The 24,425-nt window shown below is 63.7% G+C and carries 30 protein-coding genes and 1 riboswitch; of the genes, 4 read left to right on the top strand and 26 right to left on the bottom strand.

Annotated elements, in window-relative coordinates; all coding sequences use genetic code 11:
- Window positions 1-11: 11 nt before the first annotated feature.
- From AC1RWL_RS22240 to AC1RWL_RS22230, 3 genes are all read right to left on the bottom strand, one after another.
- Window positions 12-398: a 5-carboxymethyl-2-hydroxymuconate Delta-isomerase gene (locus AC1RWL_RS22240; RefSeq protein ID WP_493096109.1), complete on the bottom strand. Its 387-nt coding sequence runs from the start codon at window positions 396-398 to the stop codon at window positions 12-14.
- A gap of 64 nt (window positions 399-462) precedes the next feature.
- A complete protein-coding gene (locus AC1RWL_RS22235) occupies window positions 463-975 on the bottom strand; it encodes a flavin reductase (protein ID WP_492647223.1) in 513 nt (170 codons plus the stop codon).
- A gap of 10 nt (window positions 976-985) precedes the next feature.
- The gene (locus AC1RWL_RS22230) at window positions 986-2,545 is read right to left on the bottom strand and encodes a 4-hydroxyphenylacetate 3-hydroxylase N-terminal domain-containing protein (protein ID WP_493096110.1); all 1,560 of its coding nucleotides are present in this window, start codon (window positions 2,543-2,545) and stop codon (window positions 986-988) included.
- A 94-nt stretch (window positions 2,546-2,639) separates the two neighbouring features.
- On the opposite strand from AC1RWL_RS22230, the gene AC1RWL_RS22225 reads away from it, so the two are divergent.
- Window positions 2,640-3,521, top strand: a complete 882-nt coding sequence (locus AC1RWL_RS22225; RefSeq protein WP_493096192.1) for a helix-turn-helix domain-containing protein — start codon at window positions 2,640-2,642, stop codon at window positions 3,519-3,521.
- On the opposite strand, the gene AC1RWL_RS22220 is transcribed toward AC1RWL_RS22225, so the two are convergent.
- Both AC1RWL_RS22220 and AC1RWL_RS22215 read right to left on the bottom strand, forming a co-directional pair.
- Entirely contained in the window at window positions 3,522-3,812 is a 291-nt protein-coding gene (locus AC1RWL_RS22220) for a DUF2218 domain-containing protein (protein ID WP_493096111.1), read from the bottom strand.
- Complete coding sequence (locus AC1RWL_RS22215; protein ID WP_439617644.1) at window positions 3,812-4,354, bottom strand: PadR family transcriptional regulator; 543 nt, start codon at window positions 4,352-4,354, stop codon at window positions 3,812-3,814. The genes AC1RWL_RS22220 and AC1RWL_RS22215 overlap by 1 nt, the downstream gene beginning before the upstream one ends.
- A gap of 129 nt (window positions 4,355-4,483) precedes the next feature.
- On the opposite strand from AC1RWL_RS22215, the gene tsaA reads away from it, so the two are divergent.
- Window positions 4,484-5,005, top strand: a complete 522-nt coding sequence (tsaA, locus tag AC1RWL_RS22210; protein WP_493096112.1) for a tRNA (N6-threonylcarbamoyladenosine(37)-N6)-methyltransferase TrmO — start codon at window positions 4,484-4,486, stop codon at window positions 5,003-5,005.
- Here the strand turns inward: tsaA and AC1RWL_RS22205 are convergent.
- Complete coding sequence (locus tag AC1RWL_RS22205; protein ID WP_493096113.1) at window positions 5,002-5,211, bottom strand: TOBE domain-containing protein; 210 nt, start codon at window positions 5,209-5,211, stop codon at window positions 5,002-5,004. The two genes, tsaA and AC1RWL_RS22205, sit on opposite strands and share 4 nt — an antisense overlap.
- A 141-nt stretch (window positions 5,212-5,352) precedes the next feature.
- On the opposite strand from AC1RWL_RS22205, the gene AC1RWL_RS22200 reads away from it, so the two are divergent.
- Window positions 5,353-6,186 carry an amidohydrolase family protein gene (locus AC1RWL_RS22200; RefSeq protein WP_493096114.1) on the top strand — a complete coding sequence of 278 codons (834 nt, stop codon included), beginning with the start codon at window positions 5,353-5,355 and terminating at the stop codon, window positions 6,184-6,186.
- A 1-nt stretch (window position 6,187) separates the two neighbouring features.
- Here the strand turns inward: AC1RWL_RS22200 and AC1RWL_RS22195 are convergent, their stop codons facing one another.
- The 20 genes from AC1RWL_RS22195 to AC1RWL_RS22100 all read right to left on the bottom strand — a co-directional run bounded on the left by AC1RWL_RS22195 (window position 6,188) and on the right by AC1RWL_RS22100 (window position 22,505).
- Window positions 6,188-6,793 carry a thiamine phosphate synthase gene (locus tag AC1RWL_RS22195; protein ID WP_493096115.1) on the bottom strand — a complete coding sequence of 202 codons (606 nt, stop codon included), beginning with the start codon at window positions 6,791-6,793 and terminating at the stop codon, window positions 6,188-6,190.
- Window positions 6,790-7,563: a thiazole synthase gene (locus AC1RWL_RS22190; protein ID WP_493096116.1), complete on the bottom strand. Its 774-nt coding sequence runs from the start codon at window positions 7,561-7,563 to the stop codon at window positions 6,790-6,792. The genes AC1RWL_RS22195 and AC1RWL_RS22190 overlap by 4 nt, the downstream gene beginning before the upstream one ends.
- Window position 7,564: 1 nt before the next feature.
- Window positions 7,565-7,762, bottom strand: a complete 198-nt coding sequence (thiS, locus tag AC1RWL_RS22185) for a sulfur carrier protein ThiS (RefSeq protein WP_493096117.1) — start codon at window positions 7,760-7,762, stop codon at window positions 7,565-7,567.
- Window positions 7,759-8,745, bottom strand: a complete 987-nt coding sequence (thiO, locus tag AC1RWL_RS22180) for a glycine oxidase ThiO (RefSeq protein WP_493096118.1) — start codon at window positions 8,743-8,745, stop codon at window positions 7,759-7,761. The genes thiS and thiO overlap by 4 nt, the downstream gene beginning before the upstream one ends.
- Before the next feature lie 2 nt (window positions 8,746-8,747).
- Window positions 8,748-10,568 (bottom strand): phosphomethylpyrimidine synthase ThiC, encoded by a 1,821-nt coding sequence (gene thiC / locus AC1RWL_RS22175; RefSeq protein ID WP_493096119.1) that lies wholly within the window; start codon window positions 10,566-10,568, stop codon window positions 8,748-8,750.
- 92 nt (window positions 10,569-10,660) lie between these two features.
- Window positions 10,661-10,777: riboswitch (TPP riboswitch) on the bottom strand.
- A gap of 135 nt (window positions 10,778-10,912) precedes the next feature.
- Window positions 10,913-11,629: a Bax inhibitor-1/YccA family protein gene (locus AC1RWL_RS22170; RefSeq protein ID WP_256119921.1), complete on the bottom strand. Its 717-nt coding sequence runs from the start codon at window positions 11,627-11,629 to the stop codon at window positions 10,913-10,915.
- 28 nt (window positions 11,630-11,657) lie between these two features.
- Window positions 11,658-12,431 (bottom strand): anti-sigma factor family protein, encoded by a 774-nt coding sequence (locus AC1RWL_RS22165; RefSeq protein ID WP_493096120.1) that lies wholly within the window; start codon window positions 12,429-12,431, stop codon window positions 11,658-11,660.
- Window positions 12,418-12,963, bottom strand: coding sequence for a sigma-70 family RNA polymerase sigma factor (locus AC1RWL_RS22160; protein WP_256119919.1), 546 nt, complete (start codon window positions 12,961-12,963; stop codon window positions 12,418-12,420). Before AC1RWL_RS22160 ends, AC1RWL_RS22165 begins: the two co-directional genes overlap by 14 nt.
- A 54-nt stretch (window positions 12,964-13,017) precedes the next feature.
- On the bottom strand, window positions 13,018-13,455 hold the full coding sequence (locus AC1RWL_RS22155; protein ID WP_493096121.1) for a YqaA family protein: 438 nt from the start codon (window positions 13,453-13,455) through the stop codon (window positions 13,018-13,020).
- A gap of 81 nt (window positions 13,456-13,536) precedes the next feature.
- A complete protein-coding gene (locus AC1RWL_RS22150) occupies window positions 13,537-14,673 on the bottom strand; it encodes an ABC transporter substrate-binding protein (protein WP_493096122.1) in 1,137 nt (378 codons plus the stop codon).
- 241 nt (window positions 14,674-14,914) lie between these two features.
- Window positions 14,915-15,124 (bottom strand): hypothetical protein, encoded by a 210-nt coding sequence (locus tag AC1RWL_RS22145; protein ID WP_493158482.1) that lies wholly within the window; start codon window positions 15,122-15,124, stop codon window positions 14,915-14,917.
- Window positions 15,125-15,255: 131 nt separating this feature from the next.
- Window positions 15,256-15,972, bottom strand: coding sequence for a TfuA-like protein (locus tag AC1RWL_RS22140; RefSeq protein ID WP_493096123.1), 717 nt, complete (start codon window positions 15,970-15,972; stop codon window positions 15,256-15,258).
- On the bottom strand, window positions 15,969-17,153 hold the full coding sequence (locus AC1RWL_RS22135; RefSeq protein ID WP_493096124.1) for a YcaO-like family protein: 1,185 nt from the start codon (window positions 17,151-17,153) through the stop codon (window positions 15,969-15,971). Before AC1RWL_RS22135 ends, AC1RWL_RS22140 begins: the two co-directional genes overlap by 4 nt.
- Window positions 17,154-17,173: 20 nt before the next feature.
- Window positions 17,174-17,374 carry a hypothetical protein gene (locus AC1RWL_RS22130; RefSeq protein ID WP_493096125.1) on the bottom strand — a complete coding sequence of 67 codons (201 nt, stop codon included), beginning with the start codon at window positions 17,372-17,374 and terminating at the stop codon, window positions 17,174-17,176.
- 142 nt (window positions 17,375-17,516) lie between these two features.
- Window positions 17,517-17,753 carry a hypothetical protein gene (locus tag AC1RWL_RS22125; RefSeq protein WP_493096126.1) on the bottom strand — a complete coding sequence of 79 codons (237 nt, stop codon included), beginning with the start codon at window positions 17,751-17,753 and terminating at the stop codon, window positions 17,517-17,519.
- Between the two features lie 25 nt (window positions 17,754-17,778).
- The gene (locus tag AC1RWL_RS22120) at window positions 17,779-19,587 is read right to left on the bottom strand and encodes a hypothetical protein (protein WP_493096127.1); all 1,809 of its coding nucleotides are present in this window, start codon (window positions 19,585-19,587) and stop codon (window positions 17,779-17,781) included.
- 6 nt (window positions 19,588-19,593) lie between these two features.
- Complete coding sequence (locus AC1RWL_RS22115) at window positions 19,594-20,040, bottom strand: helix-turn-helix domain-containing protein (RefSeq protein WP_256119910.1); 447 nt, start codon at window positions 20,038-20,040, stop codon at window positions 19,594-19,596.
- 146 nt (window positions 20,041-20,186) lie between these two features.
- Window positions 20,187-20,948 (bottom strand): amino acid ABC transporter ATP-binding protein, encoded by a 762-nt coding sequence (locus AC1RWL_RS22110; RefSeq protein ID WP_493096128.1) that lies wholly within the window; start codon window positions 20,946-20,948, stop codon window positions 20,187-20,189.
- Complete coding sequence (locus tag AC1RWL_RS22105; protein WP_256119908.1) at window positions 20,945-21,625, bottom strand: amino acid ABC transporter permease; 681 nt, start codon at window positions 21,623-21,625, stop codon at window positions 20,945-20,947. The genes AC1RWL_RS22110 and AC1RWL_RS22105 overlap by 4 nt, the downstream gene beginning before the upstream one ends.
- 106 nt (window positions 21,626-21,731) lie before the next feature.
- A complete protein-coding gene (locus AC1RWL_RS22100; protein ID WP_493096129.1) occupies window positions 21,732-22,505 on the bottom strand; it encodes an amino acid ABC transporter substrate-binding protein in 774 nt (257 codons plus the stop codon).
- A 299-nt stretch (window positions 22,506-22,804) separates the two neighbouring features.
- Between AC1RWL_RS22100 and AC1RWL_RS22095 the strand changes: the two genes are divergently transcribed.
- Complete coding sequence (locus tag AC1RWL_RS22095) at window positions 22,805-24,400, top strand: peptide ABC transporter substrate-binding protein (protein WP_493096130.1); 1,596 nt, start codon at window positions 22,805-22,807, stop codon at window positions 24,398-24,400.
- Window positions 24,401-24,425 lie beyond the last annotated feature (25 nt).

Raw genomic sequence — 24,425 nt, 5'->3', positions numbered from 1 at the left:
GGGATTTCCTGTTATTTGCCGCGCAGGCGCGGATGGATGGCGTTCTTCTTCCAGCTCAGCTCCGCGTCGATCTCGCGGATTTCCAGCGAAAGCGCGAAGTGCGGCGTCTCGAAGAGGGGGGCGAGCAGTCGGCTTGCCGTGGCAAAAAGCGCGTCGCCAGTTTGTTTCTTTTCTTCCGCGCTGCGCCCCTTGCCGATGCGGAAGTTGAGGTCGATGAAGGCGTTTTCCGGCAAACGGTCGGCAATCGCGTAGTGATCGGCCCGGAGCGCCCGCACGCGGACGGCGCCGACCTCGAAAAGACCGGTTGCGAGCACCGTCTCCAGCAGCGCCGCACAGAGCGCATCGAGATCGGTGCGGCCTTCAAGATTGGCGGAATATTCGACGGTCAGGTGCGGCATGGTTCCTCCCGGCGCGCAGCTTTTTATTTAACGTGTTAAATATAAGGCCACTTGTCAAGAGGCATCAGCCGCCGAAACTGCCGGCCTGGGTCGGGACGTGCACATAGTTGCGGTCGAAATAGATCAGCGCATGCCCATCGCGCCGGCAGCGTATATCCACGACCTCGCCTATGAAGATATTGTGCGTGCCGACCAGCCGCGCCTCCGTCAGCCGGCAGTCGAAGGAGACGATGGCGTCCGCCAGCGCCTGGTTGCCGGAGGGCAGGTCCGTCCACGCGGCATCGGCATAACGCGCCTCCATGTCGGCTTGCTGGCCGGCGAAGGAGGCGGCGAGTGCCTTGTGCTCCTGTGTCAGCACATTGACGCAGAAGCGGCGGTTCTCGATGAAAAGCCCCGTCTGCGCCGAGCGGCTGTTCATGCAGACGAGCAGCGTCGGCGGCTCGTCCGTTACCGAGCACATGGCGGTGGCGGTAAAACCGCCGCGGCCGGCGGCTCCCTTGGTGGTGATGACGTTGACGGGGGCGCAGACCCGCGCCATCGCGTTGCGGAATTCGGTCTTCGAGACATTGAGGTCCATGACACGGCCCTCATTCGGCAGCGTTGCTGAGGGCATCGTCGTCCCGTGGCGGCAGCCAGGTGTCGCCCGTCCAGCCGGTCTCGTCGTAATCGGCCATGCACTGGTCGACCAGCGCTTCCATTTCCTTGAGGCGCCCGCCGCGCTCAGCACCCTTCAGCACCTGAAGCCGCACCTCTTCCGGCGCGCCGGCATAGTTCAGCTCGTAGAGCGCATGGCGGCCGCCGAATTCCGTGCCGGTCGCATCCCACAACAGCTTCATGATCTTGATGCGTTCTATATGGCCCATGTCGTTCGAGCCGCGGACATATTGCGCGAGGTAGCGGTCGATCTCCGGATTGGCGAAATCCTTGGCGGAGGAGGGCAGGTAGATGAGGCCGGAGGCGACCGTACGGCGCACGATGTCGATGACCTTCGGATAGGCCTCCGACATGAAGGTGCGGTAGCAGAGCGCGGCTTCGAGGTTCGGCAGCACCGCGCCGTTCGCCCAGGGGATCGGGTTATAGGCCATGGCATTGGAGAAGGACCAGAACTGGTGGCGGATGGCGATGACCTCCCCGAGCATCGCCTGGTTGCCGCGGAAGGCATCGCCGCCGGTGGCGCGCAGGGCTTTTGCCAGCAGGCCGGCCAGAAAATCCATCTTCACCGCAAGCCGCGTGCAGCCCTGGAAACAATAGCCGTGCATGAAGCCGGAGGCCGGGTGGAAGGAGAGGATCTTTGCCGCATCGCGCAGCACCAGCACGTCCTCCCAGGGAATGAAAACATTGTCGAGCACGAGGATCGCGTCGTTCTCGTCGAAGCGCGAGGAGAGCGGGTAGTCGAAGGGATGGGCGGCGGTCGCCGCCGTCTGCTCATAGGAGGTGCGGCAGAACATTTTTACACCCGGCGCATTCATCGGCACGATGAACATGACGGACAGCGACGGGTCCTCGGTGACGGTCGCCGAGCTCTGAGCGAGGAAATTGTAATGCGTCAGCGCCGAGGAGGTGGCGACGACTTTGGCGCCTGATACGTAGATGCCGGCATCCGTCTCCCTGGTAATGTGTACGAAGACGTCCTTTACCGCATCGGCCGGCTTGTGGCGGTCGATCGGCGGATTGACGATGGCGTGGTTCATGAAGAGCACGCTTTCCTGCGCGCGCTTGTGCCAGGAAAGTGCATTGTCCTTGAAGGGGCCATACCAGTCGGCATTGGCGCCGAGCGTGTTCATCAGCGCCGCCTTGTAATCGGCCGTGCGGCCCATCCAGCCGTAGGACATGCGCGCCCAATCGGCGATCGCGCCCTGCTGGGCAACAAGATCGGCGGCGGAATGGGCGACGCGGAAATATTTGTGCGTGTAGCCGCCGGAGCCCGTATCGGTCGGTGACGTCAGCCGCTCCTTACGCTTCGGGTCGTGCAGCGCATCGTACATGCGGGCCAGCGAGCGGGCCGAATTGCGCATCGCGGGATGCGTCGTTACGTCGGCGATGCGCTCGCCGTTGATATAGACCTCGCGCCCGTCCCGCAGGCTCGCGAGATATTCGGCGCCGGTGAACGGCCGTGTCTTGTCGCTGCGATGGTCTTCGGCGCGCATGGTGATCCTCCCAAAAAATCCTGGCAAAGGCTAAGTCCGCCGGGCGGCGGGCGCCATGGACAAACCGGGCAATTCGCTGGTACTTTTTCCGGCCATGAGCGCACGCAACGATGTCCCCGCCTTCTTCGTCTACGGCGAGCCGAGCCGCGTGCTCGACGTCGGCTTTCTGCATGTCGAAACGGTGATGGAGCGAAAAAGCCTGCATTTCGGCAGTGTCGCGCCGCACAAGCACCCGCTGATGGGGCAGATCACCTATTGGTTCAAGGGCGAGGGCTGCTACCGGGTCGAGGATCGCACTTGGAATTTTTCCGCTCCGGCAATCAGCTTCGTGCCGAGCAATGTCGTGCACGGTTTCGATGTCGGCGAACAGTCGGATGCGATCGTCGTGTCGATCTCCGACGACCTGCTGCGGGCCATGGCGCCGCAGGTGGACCTGGCGCTCGACGCGCCGGTGCTGCTTTCCGGCGAGGCGGATGCGGCGGGCTGGGTGCGGATCGGCATGCTGCTCGACATGGTGATGGAGGATTATCGCGGCGGTGCTGCCGCGAGCGAGCGGGTGCTGGCGGGGCTGATCGGCGTGGTCCTGTCGCTGATGGCCCGGCTCGGCGGCAATGTCGGTTTCGAAGGCGCATCGCCCGCGGTGGCGCTGGGGCTGGACCTACGCCGCGCGATCGACCGGCACTATCGCGAGGACTGGCCGGTCAGTCATTATGTAGAGCGTCTGGCAACGACGCCGCACCTGCTTGACAAGGCGGCGCGCACGGTTTTCGGCCAGACGGTGAAGGACATGGTTCTGGAGCGCCGCCTGCTGGAGGCCAAGCGCCTGCTGCGCTTCACCATCCGCCCCGTGGAGGATATCGGCCGGGAGACCGGCTTCGAGGATCCCGCCTATTTTTCGCGGTTCTTCCGCAAGCGCACGGGTGTTTCGCCGACCGAGTGGCGCCGGCAGAATTCGGAAGCTGCCGGCGCGGGTTGATCAGGCATCCTGCCAATCGACCTGCAATTCCTCGCGGAAGGCGAAGCGCACGAGGTGGCGCACCACCACGTCCTTCAACTGCTCCATGTCTTCGGCGTTTGGCGCCGTCAGGGAAAGGCGCAGCGTATTGTCCTCCGCTTTCAGCCGGCAGTCGCCGACCGAAAACGAAATTTCGCCGGCCTGCGCGTCGAAGGTGACGGGGCGCTTGTGGGCGAAATGTTTGCAGAGTTGTTGCAGGTAGCGGCTCGCCTGTTCGGTGGCGATGGCGGCTTCGCTCTTGAGAGTGCTCATCAGCTTTTCTCCACGGTCTTGGCCGCAAGGTCGAGTGCTGCGGCGATGGCTTCCGACGCCTCTTCGCTCATTTCCCCGCGCCGGAGGCGTAGCCGCATGGCGAGCTTGAGGTTTTCCATGGCGCGCACGACAGGCGCCGGCACGCCTTCGCGTCCGCCGGGACCCCTATGGCCGGCGCGGGCCATGAGTTCGTCGATGGCGGCGCGGTTGGCGGCGAGGAAAGCCTCGCCTTCCGGCGTGATGCGATAGCGCTTGCGCCCGCCTTCCGCCGGCTCGATCACGGTGTAGCCCATGTCGTCCAGCCAGGCGAGCGTCGGGTAGATGACGCCGGGGCTCGGGCTGTAGCTGCCGCCGAAACGATCTTCGACGGTCTTGATCAGCTCATAACCATGGCTCGGCGCGTCCGCGATGATGGCGAGAAGCAGCAGGCGCAGCTCGCCATAGTCGAACAGGCGTCCGCCGTGGCGGCCACCGCGGCCGCGATGGAAGGGACCCGAACGATCGTCGGGGGGTGAAAAGTGGCGGTGTGGGCCGCATCCCATTCTGTGTCTCATAGTGCCGATATAAATCTCGATATATCGGAAATCAAGATATATCGAGATTTATATCTTTAAAAACATTTGCCCGCCCGCTATCGTCGTATTCTGAAAGATACAGCGTGGGAGATTTGCATGGTGCGGCTGAACGAAATCCGCGAGAACGAGGTCGCGATCACGCCGCCGGAACCGACGGATGCCACGCTGATCTTCATCGGCCGGATTTCGACGCCCTGGACCTCGCGCCTCGAAACGCCACGGCAGGGCCGTCCCGACGGGCCGGTCTGCGAAATCGAGATTTTCGAGCCGTGGGTGGAGGCGCTCGCCGGCGTCGAGCGTTTCGAGCGGCTGGAGGTGCTCTATTGGCTGCACGAGTCGCGCCGCGATCTCGTGCTGCAAAGCCCCGCCTCGAACGGCGAGGTGCACGGCACCTTCTCGTTACGCTCGCCGGTGCGGCCCAATCCGATCGGCACGTCGATCGTCGTCTTGGAAAGGATCGAGGGCAACCGGCTCTTCGTGCGCGGCCTCGATTGCCTGGACGGCACGCCGCTGCTCGACCTCAAGCCGGACCGCAGCCTCTTCAAGCCGATCGCGCCGCCCCAGAAGGGCGATTTCGAAACCGGTGCGGTGCAGATGTGCAAGAAGATCGACGATTAATCGTCGATCGCCACCATCACATCCGATGCCTTGATCACCGCATAGGCGTCGTGGCCGGCGGCAAGGCCGAGTTCGTTCACCGCGTCGTTGGTGATCGACGCGGTGATGACCTGCCCGCCGATATCAATGTGGACATGCGCCGTCGTGGCGCCGAGAACGACTTCGACGATCTTGCCCTTGAGGCGATTGCGTGCGCTGATCTTCATCATTTTCTCCTGTTGTTCGAAAGAGAACCTAGAGGGGAGGTGCCGAATTGGAAGGCGCAGTCGTCCAATGATCCGGCTGTGATTCGTATTTGAATGGATCATTCTTCTGTGGCAGTGTCTGGACGTCTGGAGGAGACCCGCATGATCATCGACACGCACCTGCATCTCATCTATCGCGACCGGCTCTCCTACCCCTGGCTCTCCGGTGTGCCGGCGCTCGATGCGGATTTCACCCACGATGCCTATGCGCGCGAAGCCCGCCGGCTCGGCATCGTCGCGGCGCTGCATATGGAAGTCGACGTGGCTGAGGCGGACATTACCCGCGAGACGGCGATGATCGAGGCGCTGGCCGATGAGGAGGGGAGCCTGCTTGCCGGGGCCATCGCCGCCTGCCGGCCGGAATTACCGGAGTTTCCGGCCTATCTCGAAAGCGTGCGCGCCATTCCCTTCGTGCGTGGTTTCCGCCGTGTGCTGCATGTCGTGCCGGACGATCTGTCCGGAGGTGCGCTCTTTCGGGAAAACATCAAGCGGCTCGCGGGCACCGGGCTCAATTTCGATCTCTGCGTGCTGCCGCACCAGATCGGCAAGGCGATTGCACTTGCCGATCTCGCGCCGGACGTCTCCTTCGTGCTCGACCATTGCGGCGTGCCGGACATCAAGGGCGGCGGCTTCGATGTGTGGAAGGGGCCGGTCGCGGAGATCGCGCGTCGGCCGAACGTGACGGTAAAGCTCTCCGGCATCCCGGCCTATGGCGCGGAAAGCTGGACGCTGGAGGACCTGAAACCCTATTTCGCCCATGTGGCGGAAAGTTTCGGTTTCGACCGCATGGTCTGGGGCAGCGACTGGCCGGTCTGCACGCTCGGCGGCGGGCTTTCCACCTGGATCGGCGCGACACAGGCGCTGCTCTCCGGCGTCAGCCTGGAGGACAAGGCCCGCGTGTTTGCGGAAAACGCCAAACGGCTCTGGAAGGTCTGAGCTAGCGCCAGCGCCCCGTGCGCTCGATCCATTCGCGCGTGCGCGCTTCGGGATTGGCGTTCAGCGTGATGTCGGTCACCACGGCGGCGCTGTCGGCACCGTTTTCGAAGACGGCCTCCAGGCGATCCGGATTGAGGCCGCCGATGGCGACGAGGGGGATGGGCGCGACGCGCGCTTTCCAGTCGCTTAGCCGCTCGAAGCCCTGCGGCGCCCATTTCATTTTCTTGAGGATCGTCGGCCAGACCGGGCCGAGCGCCACGTAGTCGGGTTTTTCCCTGAGCGCGATATCAAGTTCGGCCTCGTCATGGGTGGAGAGGCCGAGCTTCAGTCCGGCGGCGCGGATGGCGGCGACGTCGGCTTCTGCCAAGTCCTCCTGGCCGAGATGCACGAAATCGCAGCCTTCCTCCATGGCGATCTGCCAGTAGTCGTTGATGATGAGCTGGCAGTTGTGGTCGGCGCAGATGGTTTTGGCGCGGCGGATTTCGGCGCGCAGCCTCTCGTCCGGCAAATCCTTCATGCGCAGTTGCACGAGTTTCACGCCGATCGGCACGAGGCGCTCGATCCAGTCGGCACTGTCGACGATGAGGTAGAAGGGGTCGAGCTTCATGAGAAGACGGCCTTTCCGATGACGGGGGTGGAAGGAACCGCCATGTCGCGCGGCTCCAGCGGTACGGCCTTGTGGGCAAGCCGGCCTGCATCGATGGCGAGCGCGAAGGCCTCGGCCATGGCGGCGGGATCACCTGCGCCGGCGACGGCGGTGTTGAGCAGCACGGCGTCGTAGCCGAGTTCCATGACGGATGCGGCATGCGAGGGGCGGCCGATACCGGCGTCGACGATCAGCGGGGTATCCGGAAAATGTGCCCGGAAGGTGCGCAGCGCCATCGGGTTCACCGGCCCCATGGCCGAGCCGATCGGCGCGCACCAGGGCATCAGCACGCGGCAGCCGGCTTCGAGCAGCTTTTCCGCGACGACGAGGTCGTCGGTCGTATAGGGGAAGACCTGAAAACCCTCGTCGGTCAGGATGCGCGCTGCCTCGACGAGGCCGAAGACATCGGGTTGCAGCGTGTCGTGATGGCCGATCACCTCCAGCTTGATCCAGTCGGTGCGGAAAACCTCGCGCGCCATCTTCGCCGTCAGCACGGCCTCCTGAACGCTATGGCAGCCGGCCGTGTTGGGCAGAACGCGCACGCCAAGCTCGCGGATCAGCTCGAAGAAGGCGCCACCGCCCTTGCCGCCGGCCGTCTCCCGGCGCAGCGATACGGTGACGATTTCCGCCTTCGAGCGCCGCACGGCTTCCGCGAGGATGGCGGGAGAGGGATAGCGGGCGGTGCCGAGCAGGAGGCGGGACTGTACCTCGACGTCGTAGAGCTTCAGCATCTCAGCCTCCCTGCATGGGCGAGAGGATTTCGATGCGGTCGCGCGCGGCGAGCGTGAAGGCATCGCGGTCCTCGCGGTGCACCAGCTCGCCGTTCACGGCTGTCGCCAACCAGTCACCCTCGTAGTCGAGGGCGGAGAGCAGGTCGGCGAGCGTCTTGGCCGCGACATCCTGTTCCTCGCCGTTGATGATGAAGGTCATGACGCCCTCCTTTCCGGTTGCTGCTGTTGCGCGACGAGGCGCCGCGCGACCTCTCCGGCCATGGCCGGCGCCAGCAGGAAGCCGTGGCGGTAGAGTCCGTTGACATGAATGGTGTTGCCGTCCTCCGTCACGCGCGGAAGATTGTCGGGGAAGGCGGGGCGCACGCCGGCACCGGTTTCCGCAAGCCGCGCCTCGCCAAAGGTGGGGTGCAGCGCATAGGCGGCGTTCAGCAGCTCCATCAGCGAGCGGGCGGTGATCGGGCCGGCATCCTCGCTTTCGACCATCGTCGCGCCCACCATGAAGCGGTTCTTTTCGCGCGGCACGATGTAGATGGGATAGCGCGGATGCAGTAAGCGGACGGGGCGGGAGAGTTTTATTTCGCCGGTTTCGAGGCAAAACATCTCGCCGCGCACGCCACGCAGCTCCGGCATGTGGCCGATCCGCGAGGCGCCCGTGCAGTCGATCACCCGGTCGTAGCGGCCTTCGTTCGGCTCCCCGGCCTGGCCGAAGAGGAAGCGCATGCGGCCGTCCTCAAGCCCGGCGGTCAAAGCGGAAAGCGCCTTCCGCGGATCGAGATGCGCCTCCTGCCGGAAGAACAGCGCCTTGCGGAAGCGCCCGGCGAGATCCGGCTCCAGAGCCGAAATCCCCGCATCGTCCAGCCATTCCCAGCCGCTAGTGCCGCCAGCGAAGCGGTCGAGTTCGCCGGCATCGCGCCCGCCGGCGACGACCAGCGTTCCCCGGCGGTGCACATGGCCGGGGACGGCCGCTTCCCACCAGTCGGCGGCGAGGCGACCGAGTGTGAGCACTGGCTCTTCCGCGCTTTCCCGCTCGCACCACGGCGCCAGCATGCCGCCGGCGAAACCGGAGGCGCCGGCGCCGGCCTTTTCGGCGCGCTCCCTGATCGTGACGTCGAAACCGTGGCGATAGAGTTGCCAGGCGACCGTGAGGCCGGCGACGCCGGCCCCCTTGACGAGGATGCGCATGGTCACTCTCCGGCTGTTGTTTCGAGCGGCATGTAGAGATCGCCGCCCTCGCGGAACTTTGCCGCCATCGCCTCCAGCCCCTCCTTCTGCGCTTCGGCGCGGATATCGTGCGAGATGCGCATGGAGCAGAATTTCGGGCCGCACATGGAGCAGAAATGCGCGACCTTGTGCGCCTCCTTGGGCAGCGTTTCGTCGTGGAAGGATCGTGCCGTCTCCGGGTCAAGCGACAGGTTGAACTGGTCCTCCCAGCGGAACTCGAAACGGGCGCGCGACAGGGCGTCGTCGCGCAGTTTCGCCGCCGGGTGGCCCTTGGCGAGATCGGCGGCATGCGCGGCGATCTTGTAGGTAATGACGCCGACCTTCACGTCGTCGCGGTCCGGCAGGCCGAGATGTTCCTTCGGCGTGACGTAGCAGAGCATGGCGGTGCCGAACCAGCCGATCATCGCAGCACCGATGCCGGAGGTGATGTGGTCGTAGCCGGGCGCGATGTCGGTCGTCAGCGGCCCGAGCGTGTAGAAAGGGGCCTCGCCGCAGACCTTCAGCTGCTTGTCCATGTTCTCCTTGATCTTGTGCATCGGCACATGGCCGGGGCCTTCGATCATGACCTGGCAGTCCTTCGCCCACGCGATTTTGGTCAGCTCGCCAAGCGTCTCCAGTTCGGCAAACTGTGCGGCATCGTTGGCGTCGGCAATCGAGCCCGGGCGCAGGCCGTCGCCGAGCGAGAAGGTGACGTCATAGGCCCGCGCGATGTCGCAGATCTCGTCGAAATGTTCGTAGAGGAAGCTTTCGCGGTGGTGATGAAGACACCACTTCGCCATGATCGAGCCGCCGCGCGAAACGATGCCCGTGACGCGGTTGACGGTGAGCGGGATATAGGCGAGCCGCACGCCGGCATGGATGGTGAAATAGTCGACGCCCTGTTCGGCCTGCTCGATCAGCGTGTCACGATAGACCTCCCAAGTGAGGTCCTCGGCAATGCCGTTCACTTTCTCCAGAGCCTGGTAGAGCGGTACGGTGCCGATCGGGACCGGCGCATTGCGGATGATCCATTCGCGGATATTGTGGATGTTGCGCCCGGTCGACAGGTCCATGACCGTGTCGGCACCCCAGCGGATCGCCCAGACCATCTTCTCCACTTCCTCGGCCATGGAGGAGGTGACGGCGGAATTACCGATATTGGCGTTGATCTTCACCAGGAAATTCCGGCCGATGATCATCGGCTCGGCTTCAGGGTGATTGATGTTGGCGGGGATGACGGCGCGGCCGCTCGCGACTTCCTGGCGGACAAACTCCGGCGTGACGAAATCCGGAATATGCGCGCCAAAGCTCTCGCCATCGCGGATGAGCGCTTCCTTCACGGCCTTGCGGCCGAGGTTTTCGCGGATGGCGATGAATTCCATCTCCGGGGTGAGTATGCCGGCCCGCGCATAGGCAAGCTGCGTCACCGCCTTGCCGTCCTTCGCCCGGCGCGGGTGGTTGCGGATGGGGAATTCCGGCGTCAGCCGCTCGCCGGTGGCAAAGCCGTTGTCCTCCGGGCGGATATGGCGGCCCTCGTAATCCTGCACGTCGCCACGGGCGGCGACCCAGCTTTCGCGCAGCCGCGGCAGGCCGCTTTCGATCGCAACGACATGGGTGGGGTCGGTGTAGGGACCGGAGGCATCGTAGACCACGACCGGCGGTTCGCCGGCGGTCGGGTGCAGGGCGATTTCGCGCAGCGGCACGCGGATATCCGGGTGCTGCTCGCCGGGAATGTGGATTTTCCGCGAGGCGGGCAGGGCGCCGGTAGTGACGGTGGGGGTGAGCTTTTGGGCGGCAATATTCATCGTGAGGCTCCAAGGTTCAAAGTTGGAGACCCAGTCCTAGAGCCGGAATGATGGAAAGACGCCGACACGGAATCCGGGGAGCGGAATACGAGTCTACAGCGCTTGCACCGTCCCTACGCCAGTATGAACTGGATCAGGTTCAACGGGTCACTGCGCTGCGAAAGCCAGCAGAATCTCAGCCCCTTGTCGGGACCCCCCTGGTGAATGCTTTAAGCAAAGACGCTCGGAGATGATTTGTCAACACGGTAAAATATGTAAGTTTTTACTTACTTTAAGTTGCGCCGCATACAAAAAGAAACGGCGGGGTTTTTCCCCGCCGTTCCCTTTGAAATCATTAGCGAAAACTATTCGCGTTCGCCGGTGAAGTTCAGCAGCAGCTGGAAGATGTTGACGAAGTTCAGGTAGAGCGAGAGCGCACCAAACACAGCCATCTTCTGCTGCGATTCCTGGTCGATGTTTTCGGCATACTGTTCCTTGATGTTCTGCGTGTCCCAGGCGGTGAGGCCGACGAACACGACGATGCCGATCACGGAAATCGCGAACTGCAGGGCGGTGGAGCCGAGGAAGATGTTGACGATCGAGGCGATGACCACGCCGATCAGGCCCATGATCAGGAACGAGCCGAACTTCGACAGGTCACGCTTCGTGACGTAGCCGTAGAGGCTCGTCGTACCGAACATCGTGGCGGCGATGAAGAAGGTGCGGGCGATGCTCATGCCGGTGAAGACGAGGAACACCGAGGCGAGCGACAGGCCCATGACGGCGCAGAAGGCCCAGAAGGTCGCTTGTGCGGTGCTGGCCGACATCGTCTGGATCTTGAACGAGAAGAAGAAGACGAAGGCGAGCGGCGCCAGCATCACCACCCACTTGAGCGGGGAGGAGAAGATCGGCACGTAGAGTGCCGGCGTCGAGCCGACGAAGAAGGCGATGAGGCCGGTGATGACCAGGCCTGCGCCCATGTAGTTGTAGACGCGCAGCATGTGCTTGCGCAGGCCCTCGTCGAAGAGGGCGGCCGACTGCGCCTGCGCGCCATAGCCAAATCGCTGTTGTACGGGTTCCATCATGGGTCTCCTTCGGTGGAACGGTTGATCAGTAAAGCGTGCGCGAGAGGTCCCGCGCGGTCTCTGCCAGGTCGTCGGCCTTGCGGCTTTCCGACACCAGCGCATAGGCGACGTCGCCGATCTGCCAGTAGGCGGCACGGGCATTGTCGGCGTGGAAGAGCAGGACGTGCTGCACGCCGAACGAGTCGGGCCGCACGGCGAAGAGCGACAGGCGTTCGTCCTTTTTCGGCTCCAGCACCAGCTCGACGCTCGGGCCATAGGCCGAGGGGAAGACCTGCGTGTCGACCACGGCCCAGCCCTTCGGCAGGTCCGGCAGGACGATCGCCGTCGCGGAGCGGATTTCGGCCGGGTCGAAGACGGCGGCCTCCGGCTGCGAGCTCATCGCATCGCGGATGAGGGTGGTCTTGTGCGCCCGCACGGCTTCTTCCACGAAGGCGGGCGGCGGGGTGGAGGCGATGACCTCGGTCGCGCCGAAGGGGCCGAGCACGGCATGCGCGGTCCAGCCGGCGGCCACGAACAGGGCGATGGCAGCGGCGCGACGGAAGACGGAGAAGATGCGGCGGCGGGCGAGCGAGCGTTCCAGCAGGCGCGCGGCTTCGCGCGTCGCCTGCCGCGTCACAGCACGGTGATCGGCGAGCGCCAGACGCAGTTCGTCGCGCACGCGCAAATCCTTCATGATCTGTGCGGCGATCTCCGGCCGTTCCGAAAGGTAAGCCTCGACCTCGATGCGCCGGCCGACGGCGAGCTGGTCGTCGACATAGGCATTGAGATCGGATTCGAGGATCGGGTCATTGCTGGTCATCGCCAGTGCCTCCGACGATTCTGAGATGGGGGACGGTCGCGGTAGCACCGTTCTGTTCAAAGGCGCGCAGGCGCTCCCGGGCGCGGGCCACACGGGACATCAGCGTGCCGACCGGAATGCCGAGCGTATCGGCAGCCTCCTGATAGGAAAGTTCCTCGATCGCAACGAGATGCAACGCGGCGCGCTGCTCTTCCGAGAGCGCGAAGAAGGCGTTGCGTAGTTGCGTCAGGCGCACCGAATGATCCTGGTTCGCCGGCACGGAGGTCTCGCCCAGTTCCGCGGCCGCGTCGTGACGGCGCTGTTGCGAGCGGCGCTGGCGCAGACGATCGACATGGGCGTTGTGCAGGATCGACATCAGCCAGTTGCGCACATTGGCGCCGGTGCGAAAGGTCGACTGGCGCTCATAGGCCTTCACCAGCGCGTCATGCACGAGGTCTTCGGCATCGTCCGGATTGCGGACGAGCGACAGCGCGTAGCGCCTGAGCGCTGCAAGCTGTCCGATCACGTTGAAGCCGGGTGTCTTTCCGTTCATGACCCAGTATACGAGAGCCGAACGATCCTCATTCCATCGCGCGCATAAAAAAGTTCACAGCCAGTGCAGCACGATGGCGGCCAGCGCGATGTAGCGGCCGAACTTCGCGATTGCGACCACGAGCAGGAACCGCGGAAACGGCTCGCGCATGATGCCGGCGGCAACCGTCAGCGGATCGCCGATGATCGGCATCCAGCTCAAAAGCAGGCTCCACCAGCCGTATTTGCGATACCAGCGCCCGGCGCGGTCGAGGTTCTTGGCGCTGACGGGAAACCAGCGGGCCTCGCGAAAACGCTCCACGCCGCGGCCGAGCAGCCAGTTGATGACGGACCCGAGCACATTGCCAATGCCGGCGACGAGGATCAGCAATGCCGGCGAGTAGGTTTCGGTCGCCAGCAGGCCAGCCAGAACCGCTTCCGACTGGGCGGGAAGGATGGTCGCGGCGATGAGCGCGGCCAGGAAAAGGCCGCCATAGGCTGCGAGCGTGCTCATTGGATATGGGCTAGGGGCAAGGCAACCGATCCGGAAGGTCAGGGAGGGCACCCGCCGTGGGGGCGGGTGCTTGCTTGCGGATTACATCGCGCACTTGTCGGCGTAGGCATCGCCATGATCGGTGAAGGCCGTGGCGATGATCTTGTTGGTCAGCACGTCGCCTTCCTTCACAACCTCGGTCACGTAGATGTCCTGGATCGGATGGTTGTTCTTGTTGAACTTGAACTTCCCCCGCACCGAGGCGAAATCCGCCTCCTTCAGCGCCGCGCGGAAGGCCGCCTTGTCCTTGACGCTCGCCTTGCCGAGTGCTGAGAGGATGAGGTTTGCGGTGTCCCAGCTCTGCGCGGCATAGATCGACGGCAGGCGGTTATATTCCTTCTGGAACGCTTCGACGAAGGCCTTGTTGGCCGGGTTGTCGAGGTCCTTCGCCCAGGTGCCGGAATTCTTGACGCCCAATGCGGCATCGCCGATCGCCGGCAGCACGTCCTGGCTGAAGGAGAAACCGGGGCCGGTGACGGGGATGTTCACGCCCGACTGGGCATATTGCTTCATGAAGGCGATGCCCATGCCGCCGGGCAGGAAGAAATAGACGGAATCAGCACCGGACGCGCGGATTTCGGCAATCTCTGCGGCATAGTCGGTCTGGCCGACCTGCGTATAGACTTCGCCCGCGAGTGCGCCCTTGTAGTAGCGCTTGAAGCCGGTCAGCGCGTCCTTGCCGGCGGGGTAGCTCGGCGCGAGGATGAAGGTGTTCTTGTAGTCCTTGTTGTCATATTCGCCCATCGCCTCGTGGAAATTGTCGTTCTGGTAGGCGACGTTGAAGTAGTTCGGGTTGCAGTTTGCGCCGGCAAGCGCCGACGGGCCGGCATTCGGCGACAGGTAGATGATATCCTGCGCCACCGTGTTCGGAATGACCGCCATGGCGAGGTTCGACCAGATGATCCCCGTCATCAGGTCGACCTTGTCGCTCTGGATCATCTTCTCGGCGATCTGCACCGCGAGTTCCGGCTTCTGCGCGTCGTCCTCGACGACGAGCTCGATCTCGCTGTTGCCGGATTGTTTGATCGCGAGCACGAAGGCGTCGCGCATGTCGACGCCGAGGCCGGCGCCGCCGCCGGAAAGCGTGGTGATGACGCCGATCTTCACCGGCTCGGCCTGCGCCGCGCCCGCCGTCATCAACGCAAGGGCTGTCACGCCGCTCGTCAGGAACGTCCGCATGCTGTTCTCCTCTCCCGTGTTTTCGCCCCGTTTGCCGGGCGTTTTCGGAGGAGAACTTTTCAGAGTTCCGCGATCAGCGCAACCGTGTGTTTTCGTTTCGCAATTGGAGAAATCCAGGAAGATCGGCGGCGGCCCGCAGGTCCGGGCCGGCCGCGCGATCAGCGCCGCGGAGGAGGACGGCGGCTATGGTTCGGCCGGCGGGCCAGCCAGGTGACTAGCAGGCCGGTCGATTCCTCTCCGGTCAGCAGAGCGCCGACCGGTTCATCAGCATGATATCGCTCGACGTCAGCGTCATGCGCGACGGCTCGTCGATCTGGTCCAGCACGGCACGCAGCGCCTTATCCAGGCAGAATTCCACCACCTCGGCATCCATTGCCTTGGCGGATTCCAGCGCGAAAGCGACGAGCCGTGCCAGCGCCATCATCTCCGCGCCGCGGTCTTCAATTTCCATGGTTTCTATTTTCATGTCCTATGCCCCCGGAGCAACGCTCACTCTCAGCCCCTGCGTCGCAGTATAGGCGTGACATCCGGATGGTGCGCGTGACTCCAGCGTGACACACGCGGAATGGGAAACTGCACGTTTTATGAGGTTTCAGGTTGATCCGCGACGGTCCGCCAGAGTGTCGTTGCCCGAAAGACCCAGTTTCCCCGTTTTGCAGGGCTTTGCGGGGCAAAATCAGCGAGGATTCGCACCAGCGCGACGGCGTCTTCGCGCTTTTGGTTCACGGTTGTTGCGTGGAGAAGTTGCAGGAGGTGTTGCCGCTCCCCGGCCTTGCCGGCCGAATGGATGATCGCGGACCACGTCCTGTCCTTGTAGAAGAGCTGCCGCGCGACATCCCGCAAGCGGGAAATATCCGTCTTATCAAGGGCCTCGTCGGCCTCCAGCCGATCGAGCGTCGCGTCGACATTGACGAGCGGCAGCGAGAGGGCGGGATAGCCGAGTTCGGCCGGGCCGTGCAGCAGGGCGACGTCGGCATCGTCGACGCGGCGGCCGCCGGCATAGTCCTCATAGATGCGGCCGATGCCGATCATGCCGAAGGCATCGCATTCGGCGGCGCGCAGCGCCCCCATACTGGCCGCGCCGAAGACTGCCACGTCCTGGTCGAGCGCATGGAGGATCTCCTTGTGCCAGACGGGCGCCACATGCTCGAAATTGCCGTCGATAATGCCGATCGCGGTGGCGCCTTCGCGCACGGCGGCCAGCACGTCGCCATGCGCAGCCGGCGGGCGGACGCGGATGGCGTCGCCGCAGAGCCTGGCGGCATCGGGCAGGCTGGGACCGGCGAAGAGAATTTTCATGAGGTTCCGAACAACATGCGGGAGAGTGCACGCGAGCCGACGGCATGGCGGCGCGCGCCCTCCGGGTTTTCCAGGGCGGGCACGACCATCTTGACCACCGAGACGGGCAGCGAGGCGTCGGTCAGCGGCACGGCGACGACGGGTACTATGCCGGATGCGGCGAGCACCTCCAGGCAATGGGCGAGCAAGGCCGCGGCGTCGCCCGAGGGGGCTGGGTAGGTTTTCAGCGGGCCGGGCCGGGCCTCGAAGAGGGCGAGGGTTTCCGGCGCCAGTGGCCGGGTGAAGGTTTCGGCGAAAAGATCGTCCCGCGCGCCGCTGATATAGGTGAGGCGCGATTGCGCGACCTCGGTGAGCGCTCGGATGATGGCGCGCGCAGCGACGGGATGGGTGCCGTAGCCGACCGTGGCATCGTGGAAGAGCGGCTCCCTCTTGTCGAGGATGCCGGCATCGCCCAGCACGGCAGCATAGGTCGGGATGGCGAGGTCGCTGGTGATATCGAAGAAGCGCAACTCCAGCCCGGCCTCGCGAAAACGGCCAACGAGCGCATCGACGACCGGATCGTCGAAACCGGCGGGGTCGATGGCGGTCGCGAGGCGCTTGTCGCGCGGCAGCAGGCGCCAGAGACGGTCGGCATCCCGCTCGATGCGCTCCAGCAGGCCGTGCAGGGTTGCCTCGGTTTCGGAATTGCCGGAGGCGAGGCCGTCGGAGGACTGCCAGAAACGCGGTGCACGATCGGTCCTGTCAAGGCAGATCGCCTCGCGCGGCACCCAGACGCGCTCACCCGTGGTGACATCCCGGCCGGCGAGCCAGTCGAGCTTCTCCTCCTCGGCGAGGAACGCCTGCCCAGCCGCAACGAAGATATCGAGCGGCAGGCAGCTCTCGCCGGCATCTGCAAAATCGCGTCGCGATGCGTGGCGCACCGGCACGAGCGGTTCGCCCGCAATGGCCCGTTCCAGCGCCTCCATGGCGGCGGAGACTTTTGCGTCGATATCGGTGATGCCCTTGCCCTGGTTGATGACGATCGAGCGGGCATTGGGACTGACGGCGTTCCAGACGGGGATGCCGATACGGTCCAACCCCGTCAGGCGCGACAGCCGCGTGATGCCGAACCGAGGCAGAAGCGCCTCGATCCGGTTCCAGGTCTGCTCTGGGCCGCAGATGCGGTCCGAGTAAGATAACACAGGCTGAATTTTGCCAGGGCTCACCTGTCCATGTAGCCACCGGAGAGCGGATCAGCCGTTTCGGCCACTGTCGCGAAGCTGACGCCACGCGGAGCCATTTCACCAGCTTTGCGCAGACCATCTGCGGCATCGGCTGTAACCGCCGTAATGGTGCCCGCCTCCAGATCAGCGACCCAAAGACCGTTTTCGCCTTCGAGTCCAAGAACGACGACTTTCGACATTTTCATTCCTCCTAGGTTGGTTGAAGCTGAGAATGTTGATGCTTAGCGCTACTGCAGTTAATCCGCTTCAAGAAAAGCGGGATTCCTTATAGTGGATCACAAGGGGACGGGCACCATCGTGGCTCGGCCCCTTATCCCAAGATTATGTATCGTAAAAGCCGCCAGACAGTTCCGTCAAATTGTTAACGGTCGCGTCAGCCGGCGCGCGTACCGCGAGATTGACGCCTGCTACTATCGTAGCGCCCGCCTTGCGGAGATCGTCTGCTGTTTTCAGGGGGCCGCTGGCCGGCGCGGCGATCTGTGTAACAGTCCCTGCATCGAGGTCGGCGACCCAGAGACCGTCATCACCCTTGGTCCCCAAAACAACGATTCTTGCCATGCTCATTCTCCTTTTGTTTAGTTAATCAAAATCCAGCTTTTTTAAGCCCGTCGTAATAGTGTTTACGCTGCCATTCCTCCTTGAAAGGGATAATCGCGATCCAAGATTCGAGATCGAAATTGGGATTGCTTTCGTAGGTACGACGCACAAACAGTCGAGCCTTCTTGAGGTCCCCAAGCATGGCCCAGCATGCCGCAGATATACGGTGCACCGGCTCCTTGTCCTTCATCCGGTTTATGTAAGCCAGAGACTCCTCATATTTGCCGAGTCCATATGCGGCGCCTGCCGCAGTCCAGAAATATTCATCCGGCGGCAGCGGGTTAAGCTCGATCGCTTGCTCGATCTTTTTTAGGCCGATATCCGGCCGCGAGGCCTGCACAAGCGTATCGGCATAGCTGGCGATGACATTGGCGTAACGAGGACTCAACGCCTCGGCGCGGTCTAGATAGGCGGCGCTTTCGTCAAACTGTCGGGCATAAAGCTTGACAACGCCGAGTTCGCGATAGCCCGAGGACAGGCGGTCATCGGCTCGAATGGTTTCTTCCGCATGATGTTCGGCCTGGCGCAGAAGATCCGCGTCACCGCGCGCCGTTACCAGCCATTCAAGGAAATAACTACGTGCGAGGCCACCCATCGCCGGGGCGAAGCCATTACTGACCTGCAGGGTCTCACGAAAACTCTTGCGAGCACGGCGGATATCACGCAGGTCAAGGCTCTTGAGTTGCCCCTGTCCAATGAGGAAGCTCCGATAGGCGTCGGCGTCCCGCTCATAGTCACCGCGTACCAGTTCGTTGCGTTCCACCTCGGTGGCGATGGCGCCAGCGATCTGGTGGGCGATCATCTGGCGCGAGCGGGCAAGCCCTTCCGCCGACAGCGGAAAACGCTCGGCCCAGATCACCTCGTCGCTGCCGAAGAAGATGAGCTGGGCGAAGAGCGTATGGCTGGCGCCTTCGTCGCGCAGCCGCGTCTCAAGGATATAGCTGATCTTGTGGCGCTCGTAGGTCGTGGCCCGGTCGGCCTGGAGCGAGATCTGTGCTGCGGTGTGCGGCGCGATGATCGAGATGGAGCGCAGCGCGCAGAGCCCGATCGTCACGTCCTCGATCAGCGCTTCGGCAAAACGCGCAGCATTGCGCTGAGTGAGGGTGGTGACCGGCGGCAATAGTACGACACGCGGCGGGTTCTGCCGCGCCGGCGCGATATCACCTTCGTCCGGTGTCAGCACTCGAGCGGGCGGATGGAGGGTCATCAGGCTGGAGGTCGCGGCTGCGTGGCCGGTCAGCAGGGCGCGCACCTCGTCATCCTCTGGAGCGCTTTCGAGCAGGCGGAGGGCGGCGGTGGCGCGGGCGGCCCGAGTTCCGCGATCCCGCGTATGGCTGTCCAGCAGAGCGCTGCGCAACAAGGCTGCGTGGCCCGCCCGCTGCAGGGCGATCCAGTTCGAAAGCGCCCGGTTGCCCGGCTTGATTTGTTTCAGGAAATCGTCGGTCAGGAGGTCGGCGAGCACATCGAGGCTCGCGCCATCGCGCACCTTGTCCACGTCGCTTTCGATGGGCTCCGGCCCGCGCGCGATCGTCGTGTCGGTGAAGGTGAGGTAGGTCCGGTCGAGTTCCCGCTGGCGTTTCTGCACACGGGAGATAGTCTGGCGCAGGCTCGCGAAGGAGGCGGCGCTGTTGGCGTCGTCCCAGAAGAGGTTCGCCGCGTCGGCACGCGGCATGTCCGGCACGCCGCGCGTCTGGAGATAACAAAGGATCAGCAGCGCCTTTTCAGGAAAGACGATGTCCTCACCGCCCTCGTCGAGCAGGCGCAGATGTCCAAGCGTCTGCAGCCGTGCCGGCATTTGCGGTCAGATCCGTAGTTCCGGTGCGTTGTCTGCGCGTTCGTTCGCCTCTGCGGCGGCGGCACTTGCCTTGGAAAGCGCGGTTGCGAGCGAGATGATCGACTTGCGAACGCCCGCATCCTCGATCTTCAGGAAGGCGCGGTTGAGGTCGAGACCTTCCTTGGAAGATACGAAGGTCGAGACGTCGCCCGTTTCGTGGCCGGCACCGGCGGACGGCATGGCGCTGTCTTCGTCCTGGAAGAAGAAGCTCGGCGGCACGCGGAAGACCTCCGAGATCGCCTGGAGGCGGCTCGCGCTGATGCGGTTGGTGCCCTTTTCGTATTTCTGCACCTGCTGGAAGGTCACGCCCAGCCGATCGGCGAGCGCCTCCTGGCTCATGCCGACCATCAGCCTGCGCAGGCGGACGCGGGAACCGACGAAGACGTCGATCGGATTCGGTGTTTTCTTGATCATGAGGCTTTCTCCCCTATAGGACATGCCGGGGCATGGCGAGGCACTGGTATCTCCTCACTCTGCTTGAATCGCCGGTGCGATGCAACTGCCGGGAAGCACATTTCATCACTACCGTAGCGTGAACCTGGGGGTATTCTGGGAGTATCCTAGATATCGTAGCTGTGCGGCGCGCTGAGCGAGGCGATGAATTTTTTCGTGCGGTCGCGCTCCGGCGTCGAGAAGATGGCACGCGGCGGTCCCTGTTCGACGATCACGCCGCCATCGAGGAAGACGACGGTGTCGGCGACGCGGGAGGCGAGGCGCAGGTCGTGCGTCGCCATCACCATGGTCGTGCCCTCGCGGGCAAGCCGGCTCAACACTTCGACCACCTCTTCGGCAAGCTCGGGGTCGAGCGCGGAGGTCGGTTCGTCGCAGAGCAGCACGCGGGGCGAGGGGGCGAGTGCCCGGGCGATCGCCACGCGCTGCTGCTGCCCGCCGGAAAGGGTCGCCGGCCAGGCATCGGCCTTGTGCGCCATGCCGACCTTTTCGAGCAGTTCCAGCGCGCGGACACGCGCCTTGTCGGCCGGCCATTTCAGCACGGTGACGAGGCCTTCCATGACATTGGCGATGGCCGTCTGGTGCGGGAAGAGCTGGAAATTCTGGAAGACCATGCCGGTCTGGCGGCGCAGCTTCTGGATCGCCGGCCAGCCGACCTTGCGGCCGGGCGCGAAATCGATCTTTTCGTCGCCGAGCTTGATTGCGCCCGATGTCGGCGTTTCGAGCAGGTTGATGCAGCGCAGCAGCGTGCTCTTGCCGCCGCCGGAGGGGCCGACCAGCGCCGTCACGGTGCCTTCGGCGAGCGTCAGGCTGATATCGCGCAGGACGTGATTGTCGCCGAAGCGCTTTTCGATATGGCTGAGCTCGATCATGTGCGCGCCTCCAGGAAGCCGCCATAGCGGGCGAAGCGCTTTTCGAGCCTGACTTGCAGCGCCGAGAGCACCGAACTCAGCGCCAGATAGATGAGTGCCGCCTCGATATAGAGGATCAGCGGCTCATAGGTCGTGGCGACGATGCGCTGCGCGGTCTGGAACAGTTCCGGCACGGTGACGGCGGCGGCCAGCGAGGTGTCCTTCACCAGCGAGATGAAGGTGTTGGAGAGCGGCGGCACGGCGACGCGGGAAGCCTGCGGCAGGATGGTGCGGCGCATGGCCTGCGACCAGCTCATGCCGATCGAATAGGCCGCCTCCCACTGCCCGCGCGGCACGGAGGCGATGACGGCGCGGATGATCTCCGACGTATAGGCGCCGACATTCAGCGTGAAGCCGATGAGGGCGGCGGGGAAGGCATCGAGCAGGATGCCGAGGCTCGGCAGGCCGTAGAAGATGACGAAGAGCTGCACCAGGAGCGGCGTGCCGCGGATCACCCAGACGTAGAAGCGCGCGATGGCGGAGAGCGGCCGCGGCCCGAACAGCCGCACGACGGCGGTAACGAGGCCAAGCGCAAGACCGAGCGCAAAGGACAAGAGGGTGAGCGGAATGGTGAAGACGAGTGCGGCCCAGAGGAGCGGCACAAGCGAGTCCAGCATCAGTTGAAGCCACGGCGGCACGGGCAAACCTCCGGAAATGCGGCTGGCCGGGGCGATCCCCGGCCAGTTGATGCGTTTATCTATATGCGAGGAACAGGCCGCCGCGAAGCGGCCCTTGAGGCAAGAATTACTTCGAGACGTCCTGTCCGAAATACTTGTCCGCGATCGCCTTGTAGGTGCCGTCGGCCTTGATCTCGGTCAGCGCCTTGTTGATGGCTTCCAGCAGCTCCGGCTCGCCCTTGCGGATGATCACGCCGGAATAGTCGGCGTCGGCCTGTTCGGCGGCGATCTTCACGTTGGCGTCGGGCTTGTGCTTCTTGAAGTCGAGGAAGGACAGGCTGTCGTTGATCGTCGCATCGGCGCGGCCGGTCAAAACGAGCTGGATCGACTGGTCGAAGCCGTCGGTGCCGACGAGTTCGGCGCCGGCGCCTTCCGCGATCTTGCTGAAGTTGCTGGTCAGCGACTGGGCGGATTTCTTGCCCTTGAGGTCGGCGAAACCCTTGATGCTGTCATCGTCGGCGCGCACGATCAGCACGGCCTTGGAAGCGATGTAGGGCTCGGAGAAGTCGTATTTCTGCTTGCGCGCATCGGTGATGCCGACCTGGTTGATCACGGCATCGTAGCGGTTGGCGTCGAGGCCGGCGATCAGGCCGTCCCACTTTCCTTCCAGGAACTCGGCTTTGACGCCGAGCTTCTTGGCGATCGCCTCGCCGATCTCGACGTCGAAGCCGACCAGCTTGCCATCGGTGTCGTGGAAGGTGAAGGGCGCATAGGTGCCTTCGGTGCCGATCTTCAGCGCGCCGGCCGCCTGGATGGCGGCGAGGTTTTCGCCGGCATGCGCGGGGGCGAGGATTGCGACCTGGAGAGCCGCAGCGGCGGCGATGGTCTTCAACCAGTTCATCTTGGGACTCCGTTTTTGCGTGAATTCGATTGGGTTCTGCGTGAATTCGATTGGGCGATTGATCGCAGAAATCCGTGCAAAACGATGGGCAGAAAACTGCGAATAAATTCGGCGATTTGAAATATTCTTCTCAATTTTTTCGGTGGATCGGGCTTGAGGCCCTCGTTTTGCCCGGTTTGGCGGGCCGCGCGGGAGTTGAGCCGCGGGTGTGCATTTCCTGTTTTTGGGGACTTGCCAAGCGCGAAAACAGGGACAATTGATTGGGCACCCAAAAAAACAACGGGGAAGGAAAACAAAAAATGGCAAACAGACTGATTGGCTTTCGTGCAGCGCTTCTGGCCGGTGCGATCCTGCTTGGCGCAGGTCCGACCCTCGCAGAAACGGTGCTTCACCGCGGTAATGCCGGCGAGCCGCAGACGCTCGACCAGGCGCACACCTCCATCAATATCGAGGAATTCATCCTCAAGGACCTCTATGAGGGCCTGACCATTTATGACGCCGCCGGCAAGATCGTTCCCGGTGCTGCCGAAAGCTGGACCGTTTCCGACGACGGCACGGTCTACACGTTCAAGCTGCGCGAAAACGCGAAATGGTCGGACGGCTCGCCGGTGACGGCGGAAGACTTTGTATTCTCCTTCGCCCGTGTCGAGGACCCGAAGACGGCGGCCGGCTACGCCAACATCCTTTACCCGATCAAGAACGCCGAAAAGGCCAACAAGGGCGAGGTCGACCTCGACCAGCTCGGCCTCAAGGCCGTCGACGCCAAGACGCTGGAAGTGACGCTGGAGCGCCCGACACCCTTCTTCCTCGAACTGCTCGCGCACCAGACGGCACTGCCGGTCTCCAAGGCCAGCGTCGAGAAGAACGGCGCAGACTTCGTCAAGCCCGGCGTGATGGTGTCCAACGGCGCGTTCAAGCTCGTCAGCCATGTGCCGAACGACAATCTGGTGATGGAAAAGAACCCGAACCACTGGGACGCCGCCAACGTCAAGCTCGACAAGGTGATCTTCTACCCGATCGACGACCAGGCTGCCTCGGTGCGCCGCTTCGAAGCCAAGGAAATGGACCTCGTCTACAACTTCTCGGCCGACCAGATCGACCGCCTGAAGACGAGCTATGGCGAACAGGTCCACGTCTCGCCGACGCTTGCGACCTACTATTATGCCTTCGACACCCGCACGGAGCCCTATAGCGACGTCAACGTGCGCCGCGCGCTCTCCATGGCCGTCGACCGCGACTTCCTGGCCAAGGAAATCTATTCGGGCTCGCAGCTCCCGGCCTATTCCATGGTGCCCCCGGGCATGGAAGGCTATGAGCCGGCAATGGCCGATTTCGGCTCGCTCTCGCAGCTCGACCGCGAAGACAAGGCGCTCGAACTGATGAAGGCCGCCGGCTACGGCGAGGGCGGCAAGCCGCTCAAGATCGAGATCCGCTACAACACCAACCCGAACCACGAGCGCGTGGCGACGGCGGTGGCCGACATGTGGAAGAACACGTTTGGCGCAGAGGTTTCTCTGGTGAACCTCGACGTGTCCTCGCACTACGCCTACCTGCAGGAAGGCGGCGCGTTCAACGTGGCGCGTGCCGGCTGGGTCGCCGACTATGCGGATGCGGAGAACTTCCTGGCGCTGAGCGTCAGCACCAACAAGACCTTCAACTACGGCAAGTTCAACAATGCCGACTACGACGCGCTCATGAAGAAGTCGTATGAAGAACGTGACCAGGCGGCCCGCGCCAAGGTCCTGCATGAGGCCGAAGCCCTTCTCATGAAGGAACAGCCGATCGCGCCGTTCCTGACGCAGGCCGACCTCTGGCTCGTTTCGAGCAAGGTCCAGGGCTGGCAGGACAATGCCGCCAACCAGCACCTGAGCCGCTTCCTCAGCGTTTCGGAATGATCCGCTGACGGGTGCGCGGCTCCAC

It is taken from the genome of Shinella sp. GW821-FHT10F02, assembly GCF_058809275.1.
The sequence above is the reverse complement of the archived record's forward strand: the minus strand, read 5'-3'. Positions and strand labels throughout refer to the sequence as shown.